Consider the following 16,919-nt stretch of genomic DNA (forward strand, 5'->3'; position numbering starts at 1 on the left):
GGCGGCCTTCTAAAATCGGGCCATTCCCCCGCAGATTGCCCATCTTGTCTTTTGTCTCAGAAACCCGCCGCCGCCGCACCTTCGCGATCATTTCCCACCCTGACGCCGGCAAGACCACGCTGACCGAAAAGCTGCTGCTTTTCTCCGGCGCGATCCAGATTGCCGGCTCGGTGAAGGCGCGCAAGGCCTCGCGCCATGCCACCTCCGACTGGATGGAAATCGAGAAGCAGCGCGGCATCTCGGTGGCCTCGTCGGTCATGCAGATGCTGTACCGCGACCACGTGATCAACCTGCTCGACACGCCCGGCCACAAGGACTTCTCGGAAGACACCTACCGCGTGCTCACCGCCGTCGACTCGGCGTTGATGGTGATCGACGCGGCCAACGGCGTGGAAGCGCAGACGCGCCGGCTCATCGAGGTCTGCCGCCAGCGCGACACGCCCATCATCACCTTCGTCAACAAGATGGACCGGGAAGTGCGCGAGCCGCTGGACATCCTGGACGAGGTGGAGCGCGAACTCGGCATGCCCTGCGTTCCGATGACCTGGCCGGTCGGCCAGGGCAAGAGCTTCCGCGGCATCATGAACCTGCGCACGCAGACGATGACGGTGTTCGAGTCGGGCAGCGAACGGCTGCCGCACGACTTCGAGACCATCGCCCTCACGGAACGCGACGTGCTCACCAAGCGCTTCGGCGCCGATTTCGAATCCGCCATGGACAGCATGGAGCTGGCCACCGGCGCCTCCCCCACCTGGGACCGCGAGGCCTTCCTGGCCGGCAAGCAGACGCCCGTGTTCTTCGGCTCCGGCGTGAACAACTTCGGCGTGATGGAAGTGCTCGACGCGCTGGTCGACCTCGCGCCCTCGCCGCAGTCGCGCACCAGCACCACGATGGTCAACCGCCAGCCGGTGGTCAAGGAGATCCAGCCCGAGGACAAGGATTTCGCGGGCGTGGTCTTCAAGGTGCAGGCCAACATGGACGCCAACCACCGCGACCGCATCGCCTTCGTGCGCATGGCCTCGGGCAAGTACACGCCGGGCATGAAGCTCAAGGTGCAGCGCACCTCGAAGGAGCTGCGCCCCACCAGCGTGGTGACCTTCATGAGCCAGCGCCGCGAAGCCGTCGAGGAAGCCTATGCGGGCGACATCGTGGGCTTCACCACCCACGGCGGCGTGCAGTTGGGCGACACCATCACCGACGGCGCGAGCCTGCAGTTCACCGGGCTGCCCTTCTTCGCGCCCGAGCTGTTCATGACGGTCATCTTGAAGAATCCGCTGCGCACCAAGCAGCTGCAGCAGGGCCTGGCCCAGCTCGGCGAAGAGGGTGCGATCCAGGTGTTCCGCCCTGAAGTCGGTGGGCCGATGCTCTTGGGTGCCGTGGGGCAACTGCAGTTCGAAGTGGTGCAACACCGCTTGAAGGCCGAGTACGACGCCGACGTGCGGCTCGAAGGCTGCCAGTACACGGGCGCGCGCTGGATCACCGCCGACACGCCGGCCGAGCTGCGCGAGTTCGTCAACGCGTATCCGGTGCGCATGGCCAAGGACGCGGCCGATACGCTGGCCTTCCTGTGTACCTCGCCGTATGACGTGCGGCTGGCGCAGGAGCGGTTTCCGAAGATCCACTTCCATCCGCTGCGGGAGCACGCGGGGCTGGCGCTGCAGAGCGCGGGCTGATCAGGACGGGCTAGCTGCCTGTCGAGGCGTAGTGGCGCAGCCCGAAGCGCCACGCGCCAAACGCCGCCGCGAGGAACACGAAGCCCGCGAGCGGCGACACGATGCCCACCCAACCGGGCGCCCCCAGCGGGTCGGCTTTGCCCAGGATCGCCAGCGCCGGGTAATAGGCCACGCAGGCCAGCGGCACCACGAAGGTCAGCACCCGGCGGAACCATCGCGCATACAGCGCCAGCGGGTATTGCGCCGCCTGCACGCCGCCGTAGGTGAGCACGTTGGCGATCTCCAGGCTCTCGACGGTCCAGAACGATAGCGTGCCCTGCAGCACCAGGATGCCGAGAAACAGCGCAACGCCGCCGGCCAATGCGAACAGCGCGATGGCCACCGCGGCGGGCGTCCACACGATGCCCGCCTGCTGCGTGGCGAAGACCATCACCGCCAGGCCCTGCAGCAGGCGCCCCATTCGGCTGATGCGGAAGTCGTTGCCCATCAGCTGCAGCGCCAGCGGACGCGGACGCAGCAGCAGCCGGTCGAAGGCGCCGGTGCGCAGGAACTCGGTGCCGAGCACGTCGAAGCCCCGGCCCAAGGCATCGGCCAGCGCGAACATGCAGTTGACCAGGCCGTAGAACAACGCCACCTCGCCGATGCGCCAGCCCTGCACGTCGCCGAAGCGGTGGAACAGGGCCCAGACCGCGACGATCTCGATGCCGGTCCCGAGGAACTGGCCGACGGTCAGCATCAGCGCCGAGGCGGGATAGCGCGCCTGGCCGCCGATGGATGCGCGCACGAGTCGGAAGAAAAGAGGAAGCGACCCCATCTCGGTCAGCCCCCCTGGATCTGAAGGCTACGCATCGTGCGGCCCATCGCAAGGCGTCCCGCCGCGACCAGCACGACGATCCAGAAGCACTGCAGCCCCAGCGCGGTCACGGCATGCCAGCCGCCCAGCTGCCCGAAGTACAGCCGCGCCGGAATGTCCATCAGCCCGGCCAATGGCTGGATCAGCAGCGCCGTCTGCCAGGCGTCCGGCAACAGCCCGAGCGGCAGCAGGTTGCCCGAAAGCACGATGACCACGGGCGTCGCCACCGCGCTGATGCCGCGCTCGTTGAGCGCAGCGGTGGCGGCCACGTTGAGCAGCATCACCATCGATGCCGACAGAAGCAGCGCCAGCATCGTGGACAAGAGAAATGCGAGCCCCGCGGCCCCACTCGCAGGCAACTGCCAGGCCCATTCGCCCAGCCCCATCAACGGCAGCGCGACCGCCGCGAACGCCGCCATCAACGCCATGCGCGGCAGCACGCGCGCGGCGATCCATCCGGCGCTGCGCGCGAACCACAGCCCGTAGGCGTCCACGGGGCGCAGCCGGTCGTAGGCGACGGCGCCGGTGCGCACGGCCTGCGCCACTTCGGGGTCGCCCAGCCAGGGCATCAGCACGAGCAGCCCCTGGGCGAGCCAGGTGTAGGTGATGGCCTGTGCGAGCGACATCGTCGAACTCGCGCCCGCGATGGCCGTCCCGCCATAGAAGGCCGCGAACACCATCACCTTGATGCCGCCCCACCAGCACTGCGTGGCGAAGCCGGCGAGTGCGGCGGTGCGGTACTGCAGCATCTGCAAAAAGCGCGAGGCAAAGGCCGCGACGTAGGGGCGCGCGAGGGTTCGCAGCTGCATCACGCCTCGGCCGCGCCGTGCATGGCGTAGAAGCGCGCGATCACGGCCTCGATCGCCATGCCTTCGAGGCGGATGTCTTCCACCGCATGTTCGGCCGCAATGCGCGCGATCAGGGCCGGCGCGGTGGTCACCGCCGGATCGAAGTCGAGCACCAGGGTCTGTCCGGTGCGCGCATGCACGGTGGCGCCTGGCACCTGCGTGGGCAAGGCGGCGTCCTGCGCGAAATCGACGATCAGCCGGCGCTCGGCCATCACCTGCGCGCGCAGTGCCTCGACCGGGCTGTCGGCCAGCACGCGGCCGTGGCCGATGACGATCACGCGCTGGGCCAGCGCCTCGATGTCGTGCATGTCGTGCGTGGTCAGCAGCACCGTGGTGCCGCGCTCGCGGTTGGCGCGGCGCACGAAGTCGCGCACCGCGAGCTTGGAGGGTGCGTCGAGGCCGATGGTCGGCTCGTCGAGGAAGAGGATGTCGGGCTCGTGCAGCAGCGCCGCCGCGATTTCGGCGCGCATGCGCTGGCCCAGCGAGAGCTGGCGCACCGGCTGGTCGAGCACGCGCTCCAGATGTAGCAGCGCGACCAGCTCGTCGCGCGTCTTGCGATAGCGCTGCGGGTCGACGCGGTAGATGTCGCGCAGCAGGTCGAAGCCGTCGCCCACGGGCAGGTCCCACCACAGCTGCGTGCGCTGGCCGAAGACCACGCCGATGCGCCCCACATGCCGCTCGCGGTCGGCGAAGGGGTCGCGGCCGTCGATCTCCACGCGCCCGCCGTCGGGCCGCAGGATGCCCGCGAGGATCTTGATGGTGGTCGACTTGCCCGCGCCGTTCGGCCCGATGAAGCCGAGCAGTTCGCCCCGCTGCAGTTCGAAGGACACACCGGACAGCGCCTGTACCGTGCGGTGCCGGCGCTGCACGAGGCCGCGCAGCGCACCCATCACGCCGGGGTCGCGCTCGGAAATCCGGTAGGTCTTGAGGAGTTGGTCGACGAGGATGTGGGGCATGGAAGGCGCGCGCCGGCGGGGAGGGCGCGACGGGGGCGGGATGCTACACGAAAGCGCCGGTACGATCCCAGGCTCTCCAGAGACTCATCGCCAATGACGCTTTCGCCGCCCCTGCCCGCCTCGCCCACCCATTTGCTGCCGCTCGACCGCTGGGCGGCACCGGTGCGCAGCGCGCTCACCGGCGTGTTCACGGACATCGACGACACGCTCACCACCGACGGCGCGATCACGGCCGATGCGCTGCAGGCGCTCGGCGACCTGAAGGCGGCCGGCTTCGCCATCGTGGCGATCACGGGCCGGCCGGTGGGCTGGAGCCTGCCCTTCGTCAACAGCTGGCCGGTCGATGCGATCGTGGCGGAGAACGGCGCGGTGGCGCTGCTGCCGACGGCCGACGGCCAGGTCGAAAAGCGCTACCAGCAGGATGCGCCCACGCGCGCCGCCAACTTCGCGCGCATGCAGGCGGTGCTGGCGCGCATCGAGCGCGAGATTCCGGGTGCGCAACGCGCCACGGATTCGGCGGGGCGCGAGACCGACATCGCCATCGACCACAGCGAGTTCGTGCAGCTGAGCGAGGAGACCATCGCGCACGTCGTCGCGCTGATGCGCAGCGAGGGCATGCACGCCACGGTGAGCAGCATCCACATCAACGGCTGGTACGGCGACAACGACAAGCTCGAGGGCGCGCGCTGGATCGTGCGCGAGCTGTGGAGCCGCACGCTGGACGACGAGCTCGACCGCTGGGCCTACGTGGGCGATTCCACCAACGACCAGCTGATGTTCCGCACCTTCGCGAGCAGCATCGGCGTGGCGAACGTGGCGCGCTTCGTGCCGCAGCTGGAGCACCTGCCGCGCTATGTGACAGCGGGCGAGCGCGGCGTGGGTTTCGCCGAGGCGGCGCGCGCGATGCTCTCGGTGCGCACTCCTACTCGCTGACCGGCAGGCGGCGCAACACTGTCCACTGGCGCCAGATGCCGAAGGCGGCAATCAGCAGCAGCACGGTGGCATAGCCTTCCACCGTGTTCAGCAGGCCGAGCGGCTTCACCAGGAAGCCTGCCAGCATCGCCGGCAGGCTGAACGCAAGATAGCAGACCACGAAGATGGCGGCGAACAGCTCGCCGCGCTCGTGCGAGTCGGCGAGCGGTGCCAGCGTCTGCACCAGCGCCGAGAACGCGCCGCCGAAACCCAGGCCTGCGACCGCGGTGCCGACGAAGAACAGCGCGAGCGACTTCGTTGCCAGCGACGCCAGCAGCAACACGAGGCCGACCGCGATGCTCGCCGTGCCGAAGACGACGGTCCGGGGTGCGGAGACACGGCCGAGCAGCGTCGGCGCGAGCGCACCGAAGCCTGAGAGCACCGCCACCGTGAGGCCGTTGACCACGCCGTTGTCGATGTGGAACACATGCAGCATCAAAGACGGTGCCAGCGAAAGGTACAGGCCGCCCAACGCCCACACCGCGATGAACACCGGCAGGCCGCGCACGAAATCGGCCCGGGCCCGCGCGGGAATCGACACCCGCGGCACCAGCGAGGCCAGCGCACCGGGGCGCGGCGTGACGGTCTCCGGTATCCACAGCATCACGGCGGCGCCGACTGCGAACACCACAGCCAGCACGCCGAACACCAGCATCACGGGCTGGGCGGTGAACTTCACCGCCATGCCGGTCAGCAATGCGCCCACGGCGAGCCCCGCAAGGGGCGACACGCTGGTGATCATCGCGCCCAGGCGCTTGCGCGATGCCGGCGCCGACTCGACCACCGCCGCGCTCAGCGCGCCGCTCGCGATGCCCGTGGCCACGCCCTGCACGACACGCGCGCCGATCAGCCCGGCGATGTCCTCTGCCAGCACGAAAAGCCCCATCGCCACCGCCTGCAGCACCAGCGCCCCCAGCACCACCGGGCGGCGGCCGATGTGGTCCGACAACGAGCCGGCCACCAGCAGCGAGATCAGCAACGCAATCGCATAGACCGCGAACGCCACCGTGAGCATCGACGCCGAAAAATCCCAGGCGTGCTGGAACACCACGAACAGCGGCGTGGGTGCGGCGGCCGCGAAGAAAAAGGCGAAGAGCACCGCGGCCAGCAATGGAAAACCGACCGCCGCCGGCAGGCGCCAAGGCTTGGAACGGGTGGCGATGTCGGCGGTGGCAACGGCGAGTTCAGGGCAGGAGGAAGGCATATTTGATCCTTAACGCAACTTCTTTAGCTTTTGTGATTCTAGACCTGTAGATTCACTAAAGCAAATAACTTTGCGTTAAAGTCCTCGCATGAACGATGTTGTCCTTCCCAACAAGCGTCCCGGCGGCCGCAGCGCCCAAGTGCAAGCGTTGGTGCGCACCGCCCTCGAACAACTGGTGGCCGAAGAGGGGCGCGAACGCGTCACCGTGCCGGCCGTGGCCGAACGCGCAGGCGTCAGCGCCTCCAGCATCTACCGGCGCTGGGGCGACCTGTCGGGTCTGCTGGCCGAGACGGCAACGCACCGGCTGGACCCCAACCGGCCGCTCCCCAATACAGGCTCGCTGCGCCAGGACCTGACGTCGTGGGCGCAGGAACTCATCACCCACCTCGCACAGCCATGCAGCAAGTCGTTGCTGAAAGCCGCGGCCGCGCTGGCCAACGACGGTGCGGACACCGACTGCCTGCGCAACCGACGCAAGGAGGCGCTGACGATGGTCGAGCAGGCACACGCCCGCGGCGAGCATGCGCCAGAGGCGCAGCAGGTGATCGATCACCTGATTGCGCCGATCGTGTTCCGGCTGGTGTTCGGGGCCGAGCCGGTGAAGCCGGAGTTGGCGGAGCGGTTGGTGGGGGAGTTGTTTGCCATCGCCGACAAGGCTAATTAATGCGCCTTAATAGCTCGACAAAGCCCGTTGGACATGTCGATCGACTCGACACATCATCCGGACATGTTTAAAAAACCAGTCCAAATCGACATGTTGTGCGGTCATGTCGATGACATCGACATGGCAGTCACTTCACCAGCTCGGCAAAAAGTGCATCGTTGATGTAGTACTTTTCGCGTCCGCGCTTGCTTTCACGCAAGACGCCGAGCTTGGCCAGCGCCTGAAGGTAGCCTGAGGCCGTTTGCCGCTTGGCAATCCCAGCGTCCACCAGGAACTGGATCTTGGTGTACGGGTGCCGGAAGATCACCTCGATCAAGTCCTTGCTGTAGACGCCAGGCGCCTCGCGCTGCACGCGTTCACGAACCTGTTCCATCAGGTCGCGGATCCGGTTGACTTGATCGAAGGTCTGCTGAGCAGTGCTTTCGACAGCACGCAGCATGAACAGCAGCCAGTTTTCCCAGTCCTGCGATTCCGTCACGCGACGCAGCCCGTCGTAGTAGTCCGCCTTGTTCGCGATGATGTAGCGCGACAAGAACAGCACGGGAATGTCCAGCAGCCCCTTGTCGACCAGGAAGAGCAGATTCAGGATGCGGCCCGTGCGCCCATTTCCATCAGGAAAAGGGTGGATCGCCTCGAACTGGTAGTGCATCACCGCCATCTTCAGCAGCGGGTCCAGATCGTCTTCGGCGTGGATGAATTTCTCGAGATTCGCCAGCTTGTTGCGAATGACGGCCTCGCCGACCGGTGGCGTGTAGACCACCTCGCCGCGTCCGTTCTTCAAGGCGGTGCCGGGGACGGCCCGCACATCGAATTCGATCTGCTTGATGCGCTGGGCGATTTCAATGAACAGGTTGGTCGCCAGTGGGCGCGTCTTCAGCGCATCGAAGCCGTGATAGAGCGCCTCGCGGTAGCGCAAGACCTCCTTGGTCTGCACATCGGTGTTGCCATCGGCATCGGCATCGGCCCGGTAGAGCTCGTCATTGGTCGTGACGATGTTCTCGATTTCCGAAGACAACCGCGCCTCCTGCAGCACGACGCTACTGATCAGCACCGCCTGGTTCGGAATCTGCGCGGCCAGCCCCCGCAAATTGGCCAGCACGCGGTTGGCACCGATCGCCTGCTTGAGCACCACCTTGCTTTCGAGTTCGAAAGCGGGCGGCAGCAGAGGAAGGTCATTGAATGGCCGGTTTCGGTCGAACTTCATTTAGCGCCGCCGAAGGCGGACATGTATAGAAAACGCCGATTTTTATACATGCCTCACTGAACATGTTTAAAAAATTGCATTTTTTAAACATTGACCGTGCGCTATTGACGGATCAAGAGCCCTTCGCCAACCCCAGCTTCTCGATCACCACCTTCTCCTTCACCACCGTGTCCTGCGCGAACTTGGTGTACGTCGCCGAGCTCATGTAGTTCGGCAGCATGTCGTAGCGCCCGAGCGAGGCCACGTAGCTCGGCTCTTCCATCGCCTGCTTGAACGCGTCGTGCAGCTTCTTCACCACCTCGGGCGACGTGCCCTTCGGCGCACCGATGCCGAAGGGTGAGTTCTGCACCAGGTCGTAGCCCAGCTCCTTGAGCGTCGGCGCATCGGGGAACTTGGCCAGGCGCTTCTCGCCCCAGGTGTTCAGCACGCGCAGCTTGCCGGCCTCGACCTGCGGCGCGAAGCCGGTGCTGTCGGCGGCGGCCATCAGCTGGCCGCTGACCACCGCGAGCATCAGGTCGGCGCTGCCCTTGTAGGGCACGTGCTGCAGCTCGATGCCGGCCTTCTGCGCAATGATTTCGGTGGTGAGGTGCGGGCTCGTCAGGTTGCCGGTGGAGCCGTAGGTGAGCTTGCCGGGGTTGGCCTTGGCGTAGGCGACGAAGTCGGCCCAGGTCTTGAACGGGCTGTTGGCCGGCACCACGATGCCGAAGGCATAGCCGGTGACGTTCAGCACATAGGTGATGTCCTTGAGCGGGTCCCAGTTGATCTTGGTGGTGTAGCCAAGGCGGAACACGCCCAGCGGAATCTGCGCGACGGTGTAGCCGTCGGGCTGCGCGGTCTGCAGCGCCTGCGCGGGCAGGGTGCCGCCGGCGCCGGGCTTGTTGTCGATGATCACGGGCTGGCCGAGGATCTTGCTCGCGTTGTCGGCGAGCTGGCGCATCGTGATGTCGGTCGGGCCGCCCGCGGGGAATGCGATGACCAGCTTGATCGGCTTGTTCGGAAAGGCCTGGGCAAGCGCCGCCAGCGGAGAAGCGAAGCCGCACGCGGCGAGCGTGGCGGCACAGAGAAGGGAACGGCGGGACATGGCGGGGCTCCTGAAAACTTGAACAACCGCGGATTGGGCCTTGCCCCGTCCGATGCGGCAATCGGGGCTCACCCGACTGCTGTCGCCGACGTTCCTCAGCCGGCTGTCTGGCTGAAACCTTCGAGCACGTTCACCGTGTTGACGCCCACTTCGGCCACCGCATAGCCGCCTTCGAACACGAACACCGTGGGTAACCCTGCGCGCGCGAGGTCTTCTCCCATGCGCAGGTAGTCGTCGCTTTTCAGCTTGAAGCCGGAGATGGGGTCGCCCTCGAAGGTGTCGACGCCGAGCGAGACCACGAGGGCGCCGGCCTTCACCTTCGCGATGCCGTCGAGCGCTGCCTTGAGCGCCGCACGCCATGCGGTGAAGTCGGTGCCACGCGGCAGCGGCAGGTTGTGATTGAAGCCCTCGCCTTGTCCGGCGCCGCGCTCGTCGGCGTGGCCCAGGTAGTAGGGGTAATCGGTGAACGGATCGCCGTGCAGGCTGGCGAAGTGCACATCGCTGCGCTCGTAGAAGATGGCCTGCGTGCCATTGCCGTGGTGGTAGTCCACGTCGAGCACCGCAACGCGCTCGACGCCCACGTCGCGCAGCGCCTGGGCAGCCACCGCGGCGTTGTTGATGAAGCAGTAGCCGCCGAAGAAATCCGCTCCCGCATGGTGGCCTGGCGGACGCGTGAGCGCGAAGGCCGCGCGCTGGCCGCCGAGCACGCGCTGCGTCGCAGTCCACGCGCATGCGGCGCCCTGCCGCGCGGCGGCCCAGCTGCCGGCCGTGAGCGGCGTGCCCGCATCGAAGGAGAACAGCCCCAGGCGCGCCGGAAAGCTCTGCGGCAGCACATCGGAGCGCATGCCGCGGGTGGGCCAGTACGAAGGGAGCGCGTCGCGCGATGCATTGGCCGGATCGAGCGCCACCCACTCGTCCCAAGCGCCGGCGATGAAGTCCAGGTAGCGCGGCGCATGCACCTTCGCGAGCAGCGCATCGTCGAGCGCATCGGGCGCCTGCAGCGGGCCGAGGCCGCGGCGCTCCAGCTCATGCTTCACATGGTCGACGCGGGCCGGCACCTCGAAGCAAGGCACCAGCTCGCCACGGAACATTTCGACTTTGCCCTGGTGCAGTGCGTGCTGGTCGTTGTAGATGGTGAGCATGAAGAAGAGGAAAAACAGGGTCGGCGTTGCGGATGCCGCCGATCATGCCGCACGCCGCAGCACCGCCCGGCGCCTGCCGGACGCGGTGAGCCCGAACAGGTCCTTCGGGTCGTCGAGCTCCGGCACCAGCGCGATCTTCTGGCCGATGCCGCGCTCGATGGCGAGCTGGTGGATATAGCGCAGCGCGGTGTAGTCCTCCAGTGCGAAGCCGACCGAATCGAACAGCGTGACCTGCCCGGCGGTCTCGCGCCCGGACACTTCGCCGAGCAGCACCTTCCACAGTTCGTACACCGGGAAATCGGCCGACAGTTGCTGGATCTCGCCCTCGACGCGGGTCTGCGCCTCGTACTCCACGAACACGCGCGCGCGGCGCAGCACGTCGGGGTGCAGCTCGGTCTTGCCGGGCGAATCGCCGCCGACCGCGTTGATGTGCATGCCCGGCTCGATCATCTCGGGCGTGAGCACGGTCGCGTGGCCCTGGTGGGCGGTGACGGTGGTGACGATGTCCGCACCGCGCACCGCCTCGGCGACCGAGCGGGCGCGCACGATCTCCAGCGGCGTGCAGGCCGAGAGATGCCGCACCAGCTTGTCGGTGGCGTGCGGATCGGTGTCGAACACGCGCACTTCCTCGATGCCCAGCAGCGCGTGGAAGGCCAGCGCCTGGAACTCGCTCTGCGAGCCGTTGCCGATCAAGGCGAGGCTGCGCGAATCGGGCCGCGCCAGGGCCTTGGCCGCCATCGCCGAGGTGGCGGCCGTGCGCAGCGCGGTGGTGAGCGTGAGTTCGGACAGCAGCACCGGATAGCCCGTGTCGACCTCTGCCAGCACGCCGAAGGCCATGACGGTCGGCAGCCCCACCGAGGTGTTGTGCGGATGGCCGTTGACGTACTTGAAGGCGTAGGCGCCGTCGTCGGCCACCGGCATCAGCTCGATCACGCCGAGGTGCGAATGGCTCGCGACGCGCGCCTTCTTGTCGAACTCGCGCCAGCGCAGGAAGTCGTCGCGCAGCGCGTCGGCCAGCGCCTCGAGGAATTGCGGAATGCCGGTTTCATCCACCAGGCGAACCAGGCTGTGAACATCGATGAAGCGGGTCATGGCACGGCTCCTTGCGTAGCCCGGCACGGCGCTTCATCCCCTCGCATGTTTGCTCCACCATGGCTGATTCAGGATGCGCCTGCGCCAAGGGTTCAGGCCATTGTGCGCCTGCTTGCGCGCCCTGTCAGTCGTACCTGCGCGCTTCCTCGATGCTGCGCTCCAGAAAGCGCCAGAGGCGCTCGTCTTCGCTGAAGGCCACGTTGAAGCGCAGCCAGCCGGTGGGCCGCGGGTTGACCAGGAACAGCTGGCCCGGGCCGAGCATGATGCCCTCCGTCGCGGCGCGCTTGGAGAGCTCGGCGCTGTCGGCAATGTCCGGGTGCCGGGCCCACAAATACATGCCGGCCGCGGCTTCATGGAAGAGCTCGAAGCCCAGCCCGTTCAGCTTTCTCGCAACGCCGCCCTGTGCCTGCGCCAGGCGGTCGCGCAGGGCCTTGAGATGCTTGCGCCAGCGGCCATCGGTCACGGTGCTGAAGGCCAGGCGCTCGGTGATGTCGGACGAGGTGAGCCCCGAAATCATCTTGAGCTGCGCGAGTTCTTCGAGCAGTTCCTGCTGCGCCACGACATAGCCCACGCGGATGTTCGGCGAGATGGTCTTGGAGTAGCTGCCCACGTAGACCACGCGGCGCAGTTGGCCCAGGCTTGCCAGCGAGGGCCGCATCGACGCATCCATCTCGGCATAGATGTCGTTCTCGACCAGCGTGAAACCGTGCGCCTGCGCGAGCTGGAGCAGTTGCACCAGCTGCGGCAGCGAGGCCATCGAGCAGGTCGGGCTCTGCAGCCGGGGCTGGGTGAAGAAGGCCTTGGGCCGGTGCACCGCGAGCAGCGCCTCGAGCGCGGGCATGTCGTAGCCCGTGGGGATGCGCGGCACGCCGATGATCTCCACGCCCAGGAAGCGCAGCATGAACATCAGGTTCGGATAGCCCGGGTCGTCCACCAGCACCGAATCGCCCGGCTTGAGCAGGCGGCGCGCGACCAGGTCCAGCGCCTGGCTCGATCCCTGGGTCAGCAGGACCTGGCCGGCCTCCACCACGATCTGCTGCTCCGACAGCGCCTCGGCCGTCGCCATGCGCAGCGCCATGTGGCCGAAGGGCAGGCCGTAGCCGCCGATGTCGGCGCCCTCGGAGGCCAGGTGGCGCAGGCTGCGGCGCATGCCGTCCTCGAACAGCCAGTCGTGCGGCAGCCAGCCACAGCCGGGCTTGAGCGGAAGGTTGCGGTTCTCGAAGATCTGCTGCAGGTACCAGCGGGCATCGAAGCGGGGGTCCGGCCGCGGCGCGCTGGCCGCACCGGCGGCGCTTTCTTCGCTGCGCCGCTTGACGAAGAAACCCGCATTGGCGCGCGACACCAGAAGGCCCTGCGCCACCAGCCGGTCGTAGGCCTCGACCACCGTGAAGACACTCACGCCATGCGCCGCGGCAAAGGCGCGGATCGACGGCAGCTTGGTGTCGGCCTTGAGCTTCTGGGCGCCGATCAGTCCGCGCAGCCCTTCCACGATCTGGCTCACCAGCGGCGTCGGCTGTTCGGGGCGAAGAATGAGCATCGGGGGGTGTCTGCGGCCGTGCGGCCCGCACCATATTGAGGAAAGTATGTACAGGATACAAGACCAGTACAGTCTCCCCGGCGATCACTTCCGGTGTACATGGCCGGATCGATTCGCGCGACCTAGAGTGCCGGCATTCCTTCTTCTGCGATGCACAGGCCCCCATGAAACGCGAATCCCACCTCAGCAATGCCGCCCTCATGGCACGCCGCACCGCGGCCGTCGCCCGCGGGGTCGGGCAGGCCCACGAAATCTTCGTCAGCCGGGCCGCCAACGCCGAGCTGTGGGACGTGGAGGGCCGCCGCTACATCGATTTCGCCGGCGGCATCGCGGTGCTCAACACCGGCCATTGCCACCCGGAGATCAGCGCCGCGGTCAAGGCGCAGGTCGACCTCTACTCCCACACCTGCTTCCAGGTGGTGGCCTACGAGCCCTATGTGGAGCTGGCCGAGCGCCTGAACGCGCTGGCGCCGGGCAACTTCGCGAAGAAGTCGATCTTCCTGAGCACCGGCGCCGAGGCGGTCGAGAACGCGGTCAAGATCGCCCGCGCCCACACCCGGCGCCCCGGCATCATCGCCTTCAACGGCGGCTACCACGGCCGCACGATGATGACGCTGGGCCTGACCGGCAAGGTGGCCCCCTACAAGATCGGCTTCGGCCCCTTTCCGGGCGAGGTGTTCCATGCGCTGTACCCGAATGCGCTGCACGGCGTGAGCGTGGACGATGCGCTGCATTCGGTCGAGCTGCTGTTCAAGAACGACATCGAGCCCGAACGCGTGGCCGCCTTCATCCTGGAGCCGGTGCAGGGCGAGGGCGGCTTCTACGTGGCGCCCAACGACTTCGTCGAGGGCCTGCGCGCGCTGGCCGACCGCCACGGCATCCTGATCATTGCCGACGAGGTGCAGACCGGCGCGGGCCGCACCGGCACCTGGTTCGCCAGCGAGCAGTGGCCCGTGGCGCCGGACCTGATCACCACCGCCAAGTCGATGGCGGGCGGCTTCCCGATCTCGGGCGTGGTCGGCCGCGCCGAGGTGATGGACGCGCCCGCGCCCGGCGGCCTGGGCGGCACCTACGCCGGTAGCCCCATCGGCTGCGCCGCGGCGCTCGCGGTGCTCAAGGTGTTCGACGAAGAACAGCTGCTGGCCCGCAGCCGTGCCATGGGCGAGCGGCTCACCGCCGGCCTGCGCCGCATCGCGGCCGACGTGCCGGCCATCGGCGATGTGCGGGGGCTGGGCGCCATGGTGGCCATCGAGCTGTTCGAAGAAGGCGACACCGCGCGGCCCGATGCCGCACTGACCCGGAAGGTGGTCGCGGAGGCGGCGCGGCGCGGGTTAATCCTGCTGTCTTGCGGCACCTACGGCAATGTAATTCGCGTGCTGGTGCCGCTGACGGCATCCGACTTGCTTGTGGACGAAGGCCTGGCGCTTCTCGCGGACAGCTTCGCCGCGCTGCGCTGATCGAACGATCCTTTCCTGAAATCCTTCATGACCGCAGAACCCTTGGTGCGCTTCCAGCGCGTCCAGAAGACCTACGACGGCGAACACCTGGTGGTGCGCCAGCTCGACCTGGACATTCACCGCGGCGAGTTCCTGAGCCTGCTCGGGCCTTCGGGCTCAGGCAAGACCACCACGCTGATGATGCTGGCGGGCTTCGAGTCGCCGACCTCGGGCGACATCTTGCTCGACGGCAAGCAGATCACCGGCGTGCCGCCGCACAAGCGCAACTTCGGCATGGTGTTCCAGAACTACGCGCTGTTTCCGCATCTGAGCGTCGGCCAGAACGTGGCCTACCCGCTCACGGTGCGCAAGGTGCCCAAGGCCGAACAGCAAACTCGGGTGCAGCGCGCGCTCGACATGGTCCAGCTGCGCGGCATGACCGACCGCCTGCCCGGCCAGCTCTCGGGCGGCCAGCAGCAGCGCGTGGCGCTGGCGCGCGCGCTGGTGTTCGAGCCTCAGCTCGTGCTGATGGACGAGCCGCTCGGCGCGCTCGACAAGCAGCTGCGCGAGCACATGCAGATCGAGCTCAAGGACCTGCACCGCCAGCTGGGCGTGACCTTCGTCTACGTGACGCACGACCAGGGCGAGGCGCTCACCATGAGCGACCGCGTCGCGGTGTTCAACGAAGGCGTGATCCAGCAGCTGGACACGGTGGACGGCCTGTACGAAAAGCCGGCCAACCGCTTCGTGGCCGGCTTCGTCGGCGACAACACCGTGCTCAAGGGCCAGCTGGCCCGTGGCGGCGAGCACGCCGGGATGACGCTGCCCGACGGCCGCGTGCTGCAGGGGCTCAACGTCGGTGGCGCGGCAGCGGGTGCGGCCGTCGAGGCCTGCATCCGCCCCGAGCGGGTGGTGCTGCACCGCAGCCCGGCCGCACAGGACGCACCCGGCGCCAACATGCTGGCCGCCCGGGTGTCGCGCGTCATCTACTTCGGCGACCACCTGCGGCTGCTGTGCGGCGTTGGCGACGGCCAGGCCGAAGCCACCGTGAAGCTGCCGCTGGACGGCCTCGATGGCGCCGCCGCGCCGCAGGCCGGCGAAGCGGTGGTGCTCGAATTTCCGATGGCGCATGTGCGCATCTATGCCCCCTGAACCCGGCCCCGTTGTTCTCTCCGTTCCCCGCTTTCCTTTCATCACCCAGAAAGAATTCCCCATGAAAAAGACCCTCCTCGCCTGCACCGTCGCCGCCAGCTTCGCGCTGCCGGCCCTCGCCCAGCAGCAGCTCACCGTGGTCAACTTCGGCGGCGCCAACGCCAATGCCCAGAAGAAGGCCTACTACGAGCCCTACGAGAAGGCCGGCACCAAGATCATCCCGGTCGAATACAACGGCGAGCAGGCCAAGATCAAGGCCATGGTCGAGACCAAGAAGGTCACCTGGGACGTGGTCGAGGTCGAGTCGCCCGATGCGGCGCGCGGCTGCGACGAGGGCCTGTTCGAGAAGCTCGACTATTCGAAGATCGGCAACAAGGCCGACTTCCTCCCCGCCGCCGTCACCGACTGCGGCGTCGGCCTGTTCGTGTGGTCCACCGTCATGGCCTACAACGGCGAGAAGCTCAAGACCGCGCCCAGCAGCTGGGCCGATTTCTGGGACGTGAAGAAGATCCCCGGCAAGCGCGGCATGCGCAAGGGCGCGCGCTACAACCTGGAGTTCGCGCTCATGGCCGACGGCGTGAAGCCGGCCGATGTCTACAAGGTGCTCGCCACCAAGGACGGCGCCGATCGCGCCTTCAAGAAGCTCACCGAACTCAAGCCCAACATCCAGTGGTGGGAAGCCGGTGCGCAACCGCCGCAGTTCCTGGTGGCCGGCGACGTGGTGCTGACCACCGTGTACAACGGCCGCATCGACGCGGCCAACCGCGAAGGCCGCGACCTCAAGATCTACTGGCCCGGCGGCATCTACGACCTCGACTACCTCGTGATCCCGAAGGGCGCGCCGAACAAGGAAGCCTCGCTCAAGTACATCCAGTTCGCGATGCAGCCGGCCAACCAGTCGGTCTACGCGCAGAACATCGCCTACGGCCCCACCAACACCAAGGCGCTGGCTGCGCTCAGTCCCAAGGTGCTGGCCGACCTGCCGACCTCGGCGGCCAATGCCAAGGAGGCCCTGCAGTTCAACGTCGGCTTCTGGGCCGACCAGGGCGAGGCGCTGGAGAAGCGCTTCGCATCCTGGGCCACGCAGTAACGAGCGGGCGCGAAA

At 67.4% G+C, this 16,919-nt stretch carries 15 protein-coding genes; 6 read left to right on the forward strand and 9 right to left on the reverse strand.

Annotation, left to right across the window (positions count from 1 at the left end; all coding sequences use genetic code 11):
- Positions 1–44: 44 nt before the first annotated feature.
- Positions 45–1,673 carry a peptide chain release factor 3 gene (locus tag M2282_RS23620; protein ID WP_280811199.1) on the forward strand — a complete coding sequence of 543 codons (1,629 nt, stop codon included), beginning with the start codon at positions 45–47 and terminating at the stop codon, positions 1,671–1,673.
- A 10-nt stretch (positions 1,674–1,683) separates the two neighbouring features.
- Here M2282_RS23620 and M2282_RS23625 read toward each other — a convergent pair whose 3' ends face one another.
- Genes M2282_RS23625 through M2282_RS23635 form a run of 3 tightly spaced genes read right to left on the reverse strand, consistent with a single transcriptional unit; the run spans position 1,684 to position 4,330 of the window.
- Complete coding sequence (locus M2282_RS23625) at positions 1,684–2,487, reverse strand: ABC transporter permease (protein WP_280811200.1); 804 nt, start codon at positions 2,485–2,487, stop codon at positions 1,684–1,686.
- Between the two features lie 5 nt (positions 2,488–2,492).
- Complete coding sequence (locus M2282_RS23630; RefSeq protein WP_280811201.1) at positions 2,493–3,335, reverse strand: ABC transporter permease; 843 nt, start codon at positions 3,333–3,335, stop codon at positions 2,493–2,495.
- A complete protein-coding gene (locus M2282_RS23635; RefSeq protein WP_280811202.1) occupies positions 3,335–4,330 on the reverse strand; it encodes an ABC transporter ATP-binding protein in 996 nt (331 codons plus the stop codon). The genes M2282_RS23630 and M2282_RS23635 overlap by 1 nt, the downstream gene beginning before the upstream one ends.
- A 93-nt stretch (positions 4,331–4,423) precedes the next feature.
- Between M2282_RS23635 and M2282_RS23640 the strand changes: the two genes are divergently transcribed.
- Positions 4,424–5,263: an HAD-IIB family hydrolase gene (locus M2282_RS23640; protein WP_280811203.1), complete on the forward strand. Its 840-nt coding sequence runs from the start codon at positions 4,424–4,426 to the stop codon at positions 5,261–5,263.
- Here the strand turns inward: M2282_RS23640 and M2282_RS23645 are convergent.
- The gene (locus M2282_RS23645) at positions 5,253–6,506 is read right to left on the reverse strand and encodes an MFS transporter (RefSeq protein WP_280811204.1); all 1,254 of its coding nucleotides are present in this window, start codon (positions 6,504–6,506) and stop codon (positions 5,253–5,255) included. The genes M2282_RS23640 and M2282_RS23645 overlap by 11 nt on opposite strands.
- Before the next feature lie 88 nt (positions 6,507–6,594).
- Between M2282_RS23645 and M2282_RS23650 the strand changes: the two genes are divergently transcribed.
- Positions 6,595–7,170, forward strand: coding sequence for a TetR/AcrR family transcriptional regulator (locus M2282_RS23650; RefSeq protein ID WP_280811205.1), 576 nt, complete (start codon positions 6,595–6,597; stop codon positions 7,168–7,170).
- Positions 7,171–7,297: 127 nt separating this feature from the next.
- Here M2282_RS23650 and M2282_RS23655 read toward each other — a convergent pair whose 3' ends face one another.
- From M2282_RS23655 to M2282_RS23675, 5 genes are all read right to left on the reverse strand, one after another.
- Positions 7,298–8,374 carry a Fic family protein gene (locus M2282_RS23655; RefSeq protein WP_280811206.1) on the reverse strand — a complete coding sequence of 359 codons (1,077 nt, stop codon included), beginning with the start codon at positions 8,372–8,374 and terminating at the stop codon, positions 7,298–7,300.
- Positions 8,375–8,486: 112 nt separating this feature from the next.
- Positions 8,487–9,455, reverse strand: a complete 969-nt coding sequence (locus M2282_RS23660) for a Bug family tripartite tricarboxylate transporter substrate binding protein (protein ID WP_280811207.1) — start codon at positions 9,453–9,455, stop codon at positions 8,487–8,489.
- 95 nt (positions 9,456–9,550) lie between these two features.
- The gene (locus M2282_RS23665) at positions 9,551–10,597 is read right to left on the reverse strand and encodes a histone deacetylase family protein (protein ID WP_280811208.1); all 1,047 of its coding nucleotides are present in this window, start codon (positions 10,595–10,597) and stop codon (positions 9,551–9,553) included.
- 42 nt (positions 10,598–10,639) lie between these two features.
- Positions 10,640–11,689, reverse strand: coding sequence for an ornithine cyclodeaminase (locus M2282_RS23670; protein ID WP_280811209.1), 1,050 nt, complete (start codon positions 11,687–11,689; stop codon positions 10,640–10,642).
- A gap of 124 nt (positions 11,690–11,813) precedes the next feature.
- Positions 11,814–13,226, reverse strand: a complete 1,413-nt coding sequence (locus tag M2282_RS23675) for a PLP-dependent aminotransferase family protein (RefSeq protein ID WP_280811210.1) — start codon at positions 13,224–13,226, stop codon at positions 11,814–11,816.
- A 164-nt stretch (positions 13,227–13,390) separates the two neighbouring features.
- On the opposite strand from M2282_RS23675, the gene gabT reads away from it, so the two are divergent.
- From gabT to M2282_RS23690, 3 genes are all read left to right on the forward strand, one after another.
- A complete protein-coding gene (gene gabT / locus M2282_RS23680; protein ID WP_280811211.1) occupies positions 13,391–14,683 on the forward strand; it encodes a 4-aminobutyrate--2-oxoglutarate transaminase in 1,293 nt (430 codons plus the stop codon).
- 27 nt (positions 14,684–14,710) lie between these two features.
- Entirely contained in the window at positions 14,711–15,814 is a 1,104-nt protein-coding gene (locus M2282_RS23685; protein WP_280811212.1) for an ABC transporter ATP-binding protein, read from the forward strand.
- A gap of 61 nt (positions 15,815–15,875) precedes the next feature.
- Entirely contained in the window at positions 15,876–16,904 is a 1,029-nt protein-coding gene (locus tag M2282_RS23690) for an ABC transporter substrate-binding protein (protein ID WP_280811213.1), read from the forward strand.
- Positions 16,905–16,919: the final 15 nt, after the last annotated feature.

The organism is Variovorax boronicumulans (genome assembly GCF_029892485.1).
GTDB lineage: Bacteria > Pseudomonadota > Gammaproteobacteria > Burkholderiales > Burkholderiaceae_C > Variovorax > Variovorax boronicumulans_B.

Bases quoted from the DNA above. Each gene is read 5' to 3' on its own strand.
- M2282_RS23625 (WP_280811200.1), bottom strand. From the start codon at position 2,487: ATGGGGTCGCTTCCTCTTTTCTTCCGACTCGTGCGCGCATCCATCGGC.
- M2282_RS23630 (WP_280811201.1), bottom strand. From the start codon at position 3,335: ATGCAGCTGCGAACCCTCGCGCGCCCCTACGTCGCGGCCTTTGCCTCG.
- gabT (WP_280811211.1), top strand. From the start codon at position 13,391: ATGAAACGCGAATCCCACCTCAGCAATGCCGCCCTCATGGCACGCCGC.
- M2282_RS23665 (WP_280811208.1), bottom strand. From the start codon at position 10,597: ATGCTCACCATCTACAACGACCAGCACGCACTGCACCAGGGCAAAGTC.
- M2282_RS23675 (WP_280811210.1), bottom strand. From the start codon at position 13,226: ATGCTCATTCTTCGCCCCGAACAGCCGACGCCGCTGGTGAGCCAGATC.
- M2282_RS23650 (WP_280811205.1), top strand. From the start codon at position 6,595: ATGAACGATGTTGTCCTTCCCAACAAGCGTCCCGGCGGCCGCAGCGCC.
- M2282_RS23660 (WP_280811207.1), bottom strand. From the start codon at position 9,455: ATGTCCCGCCGTTCCCTTCTCTGTGCCGCCACGCTCGCCGCGTGCGGC.
- M2282_RS23655 (WP_280811206.1), bottom strand. From the start codon at position 8,374: ATGAAGTTCGACCGAAACCGGCCATTCAATGACCTTCCTCTGCTGCCG.
- M2282_RS23635 (WP_280811202.1), bottom strand. From the start codon at position 4,330: ATGCCCCACATCCTCGTCGACCAACTCCTCAAGACCTACCGGATTTCC.
- M2282_RS23685 (WP_280811212.1), top strand. From the start codon at position 14,711: ATGACCGCAGAACCCTTGGTGCGCTTCCAGCGCGTCCAGAAGACCTAC.
- M2282_RS23645 (WP_280811204.1), bottom strand. From the start codon at position 6,506: ATGCCTTCCTCCTGCCCTGAACTCGCCGTTGCCACCGCCGACATCGCC.
- M2282_RS23670 (WP_280811209.1), bottom strand. From the start codon at position 11,689: ATGACCCGCTTCATCGATGTTCACAGCCTGGTTCGCCTGGTGGATGAA.
- M2282_RS23690 (WP_280811213.1), top strand. From the start codon at position 15,876: ATGAAAAAGACCCTCCTCGCCTGCACCGTCGCCGCCAGCTTCGCGCTG.
- M2282_RS23640 (WP_280811203.1), top strand. From the start codon at position 4,424: ATGACGCTTTCGCCGCCCCTGCCCGCCTCGCCCACCCATTTGCTGCCG.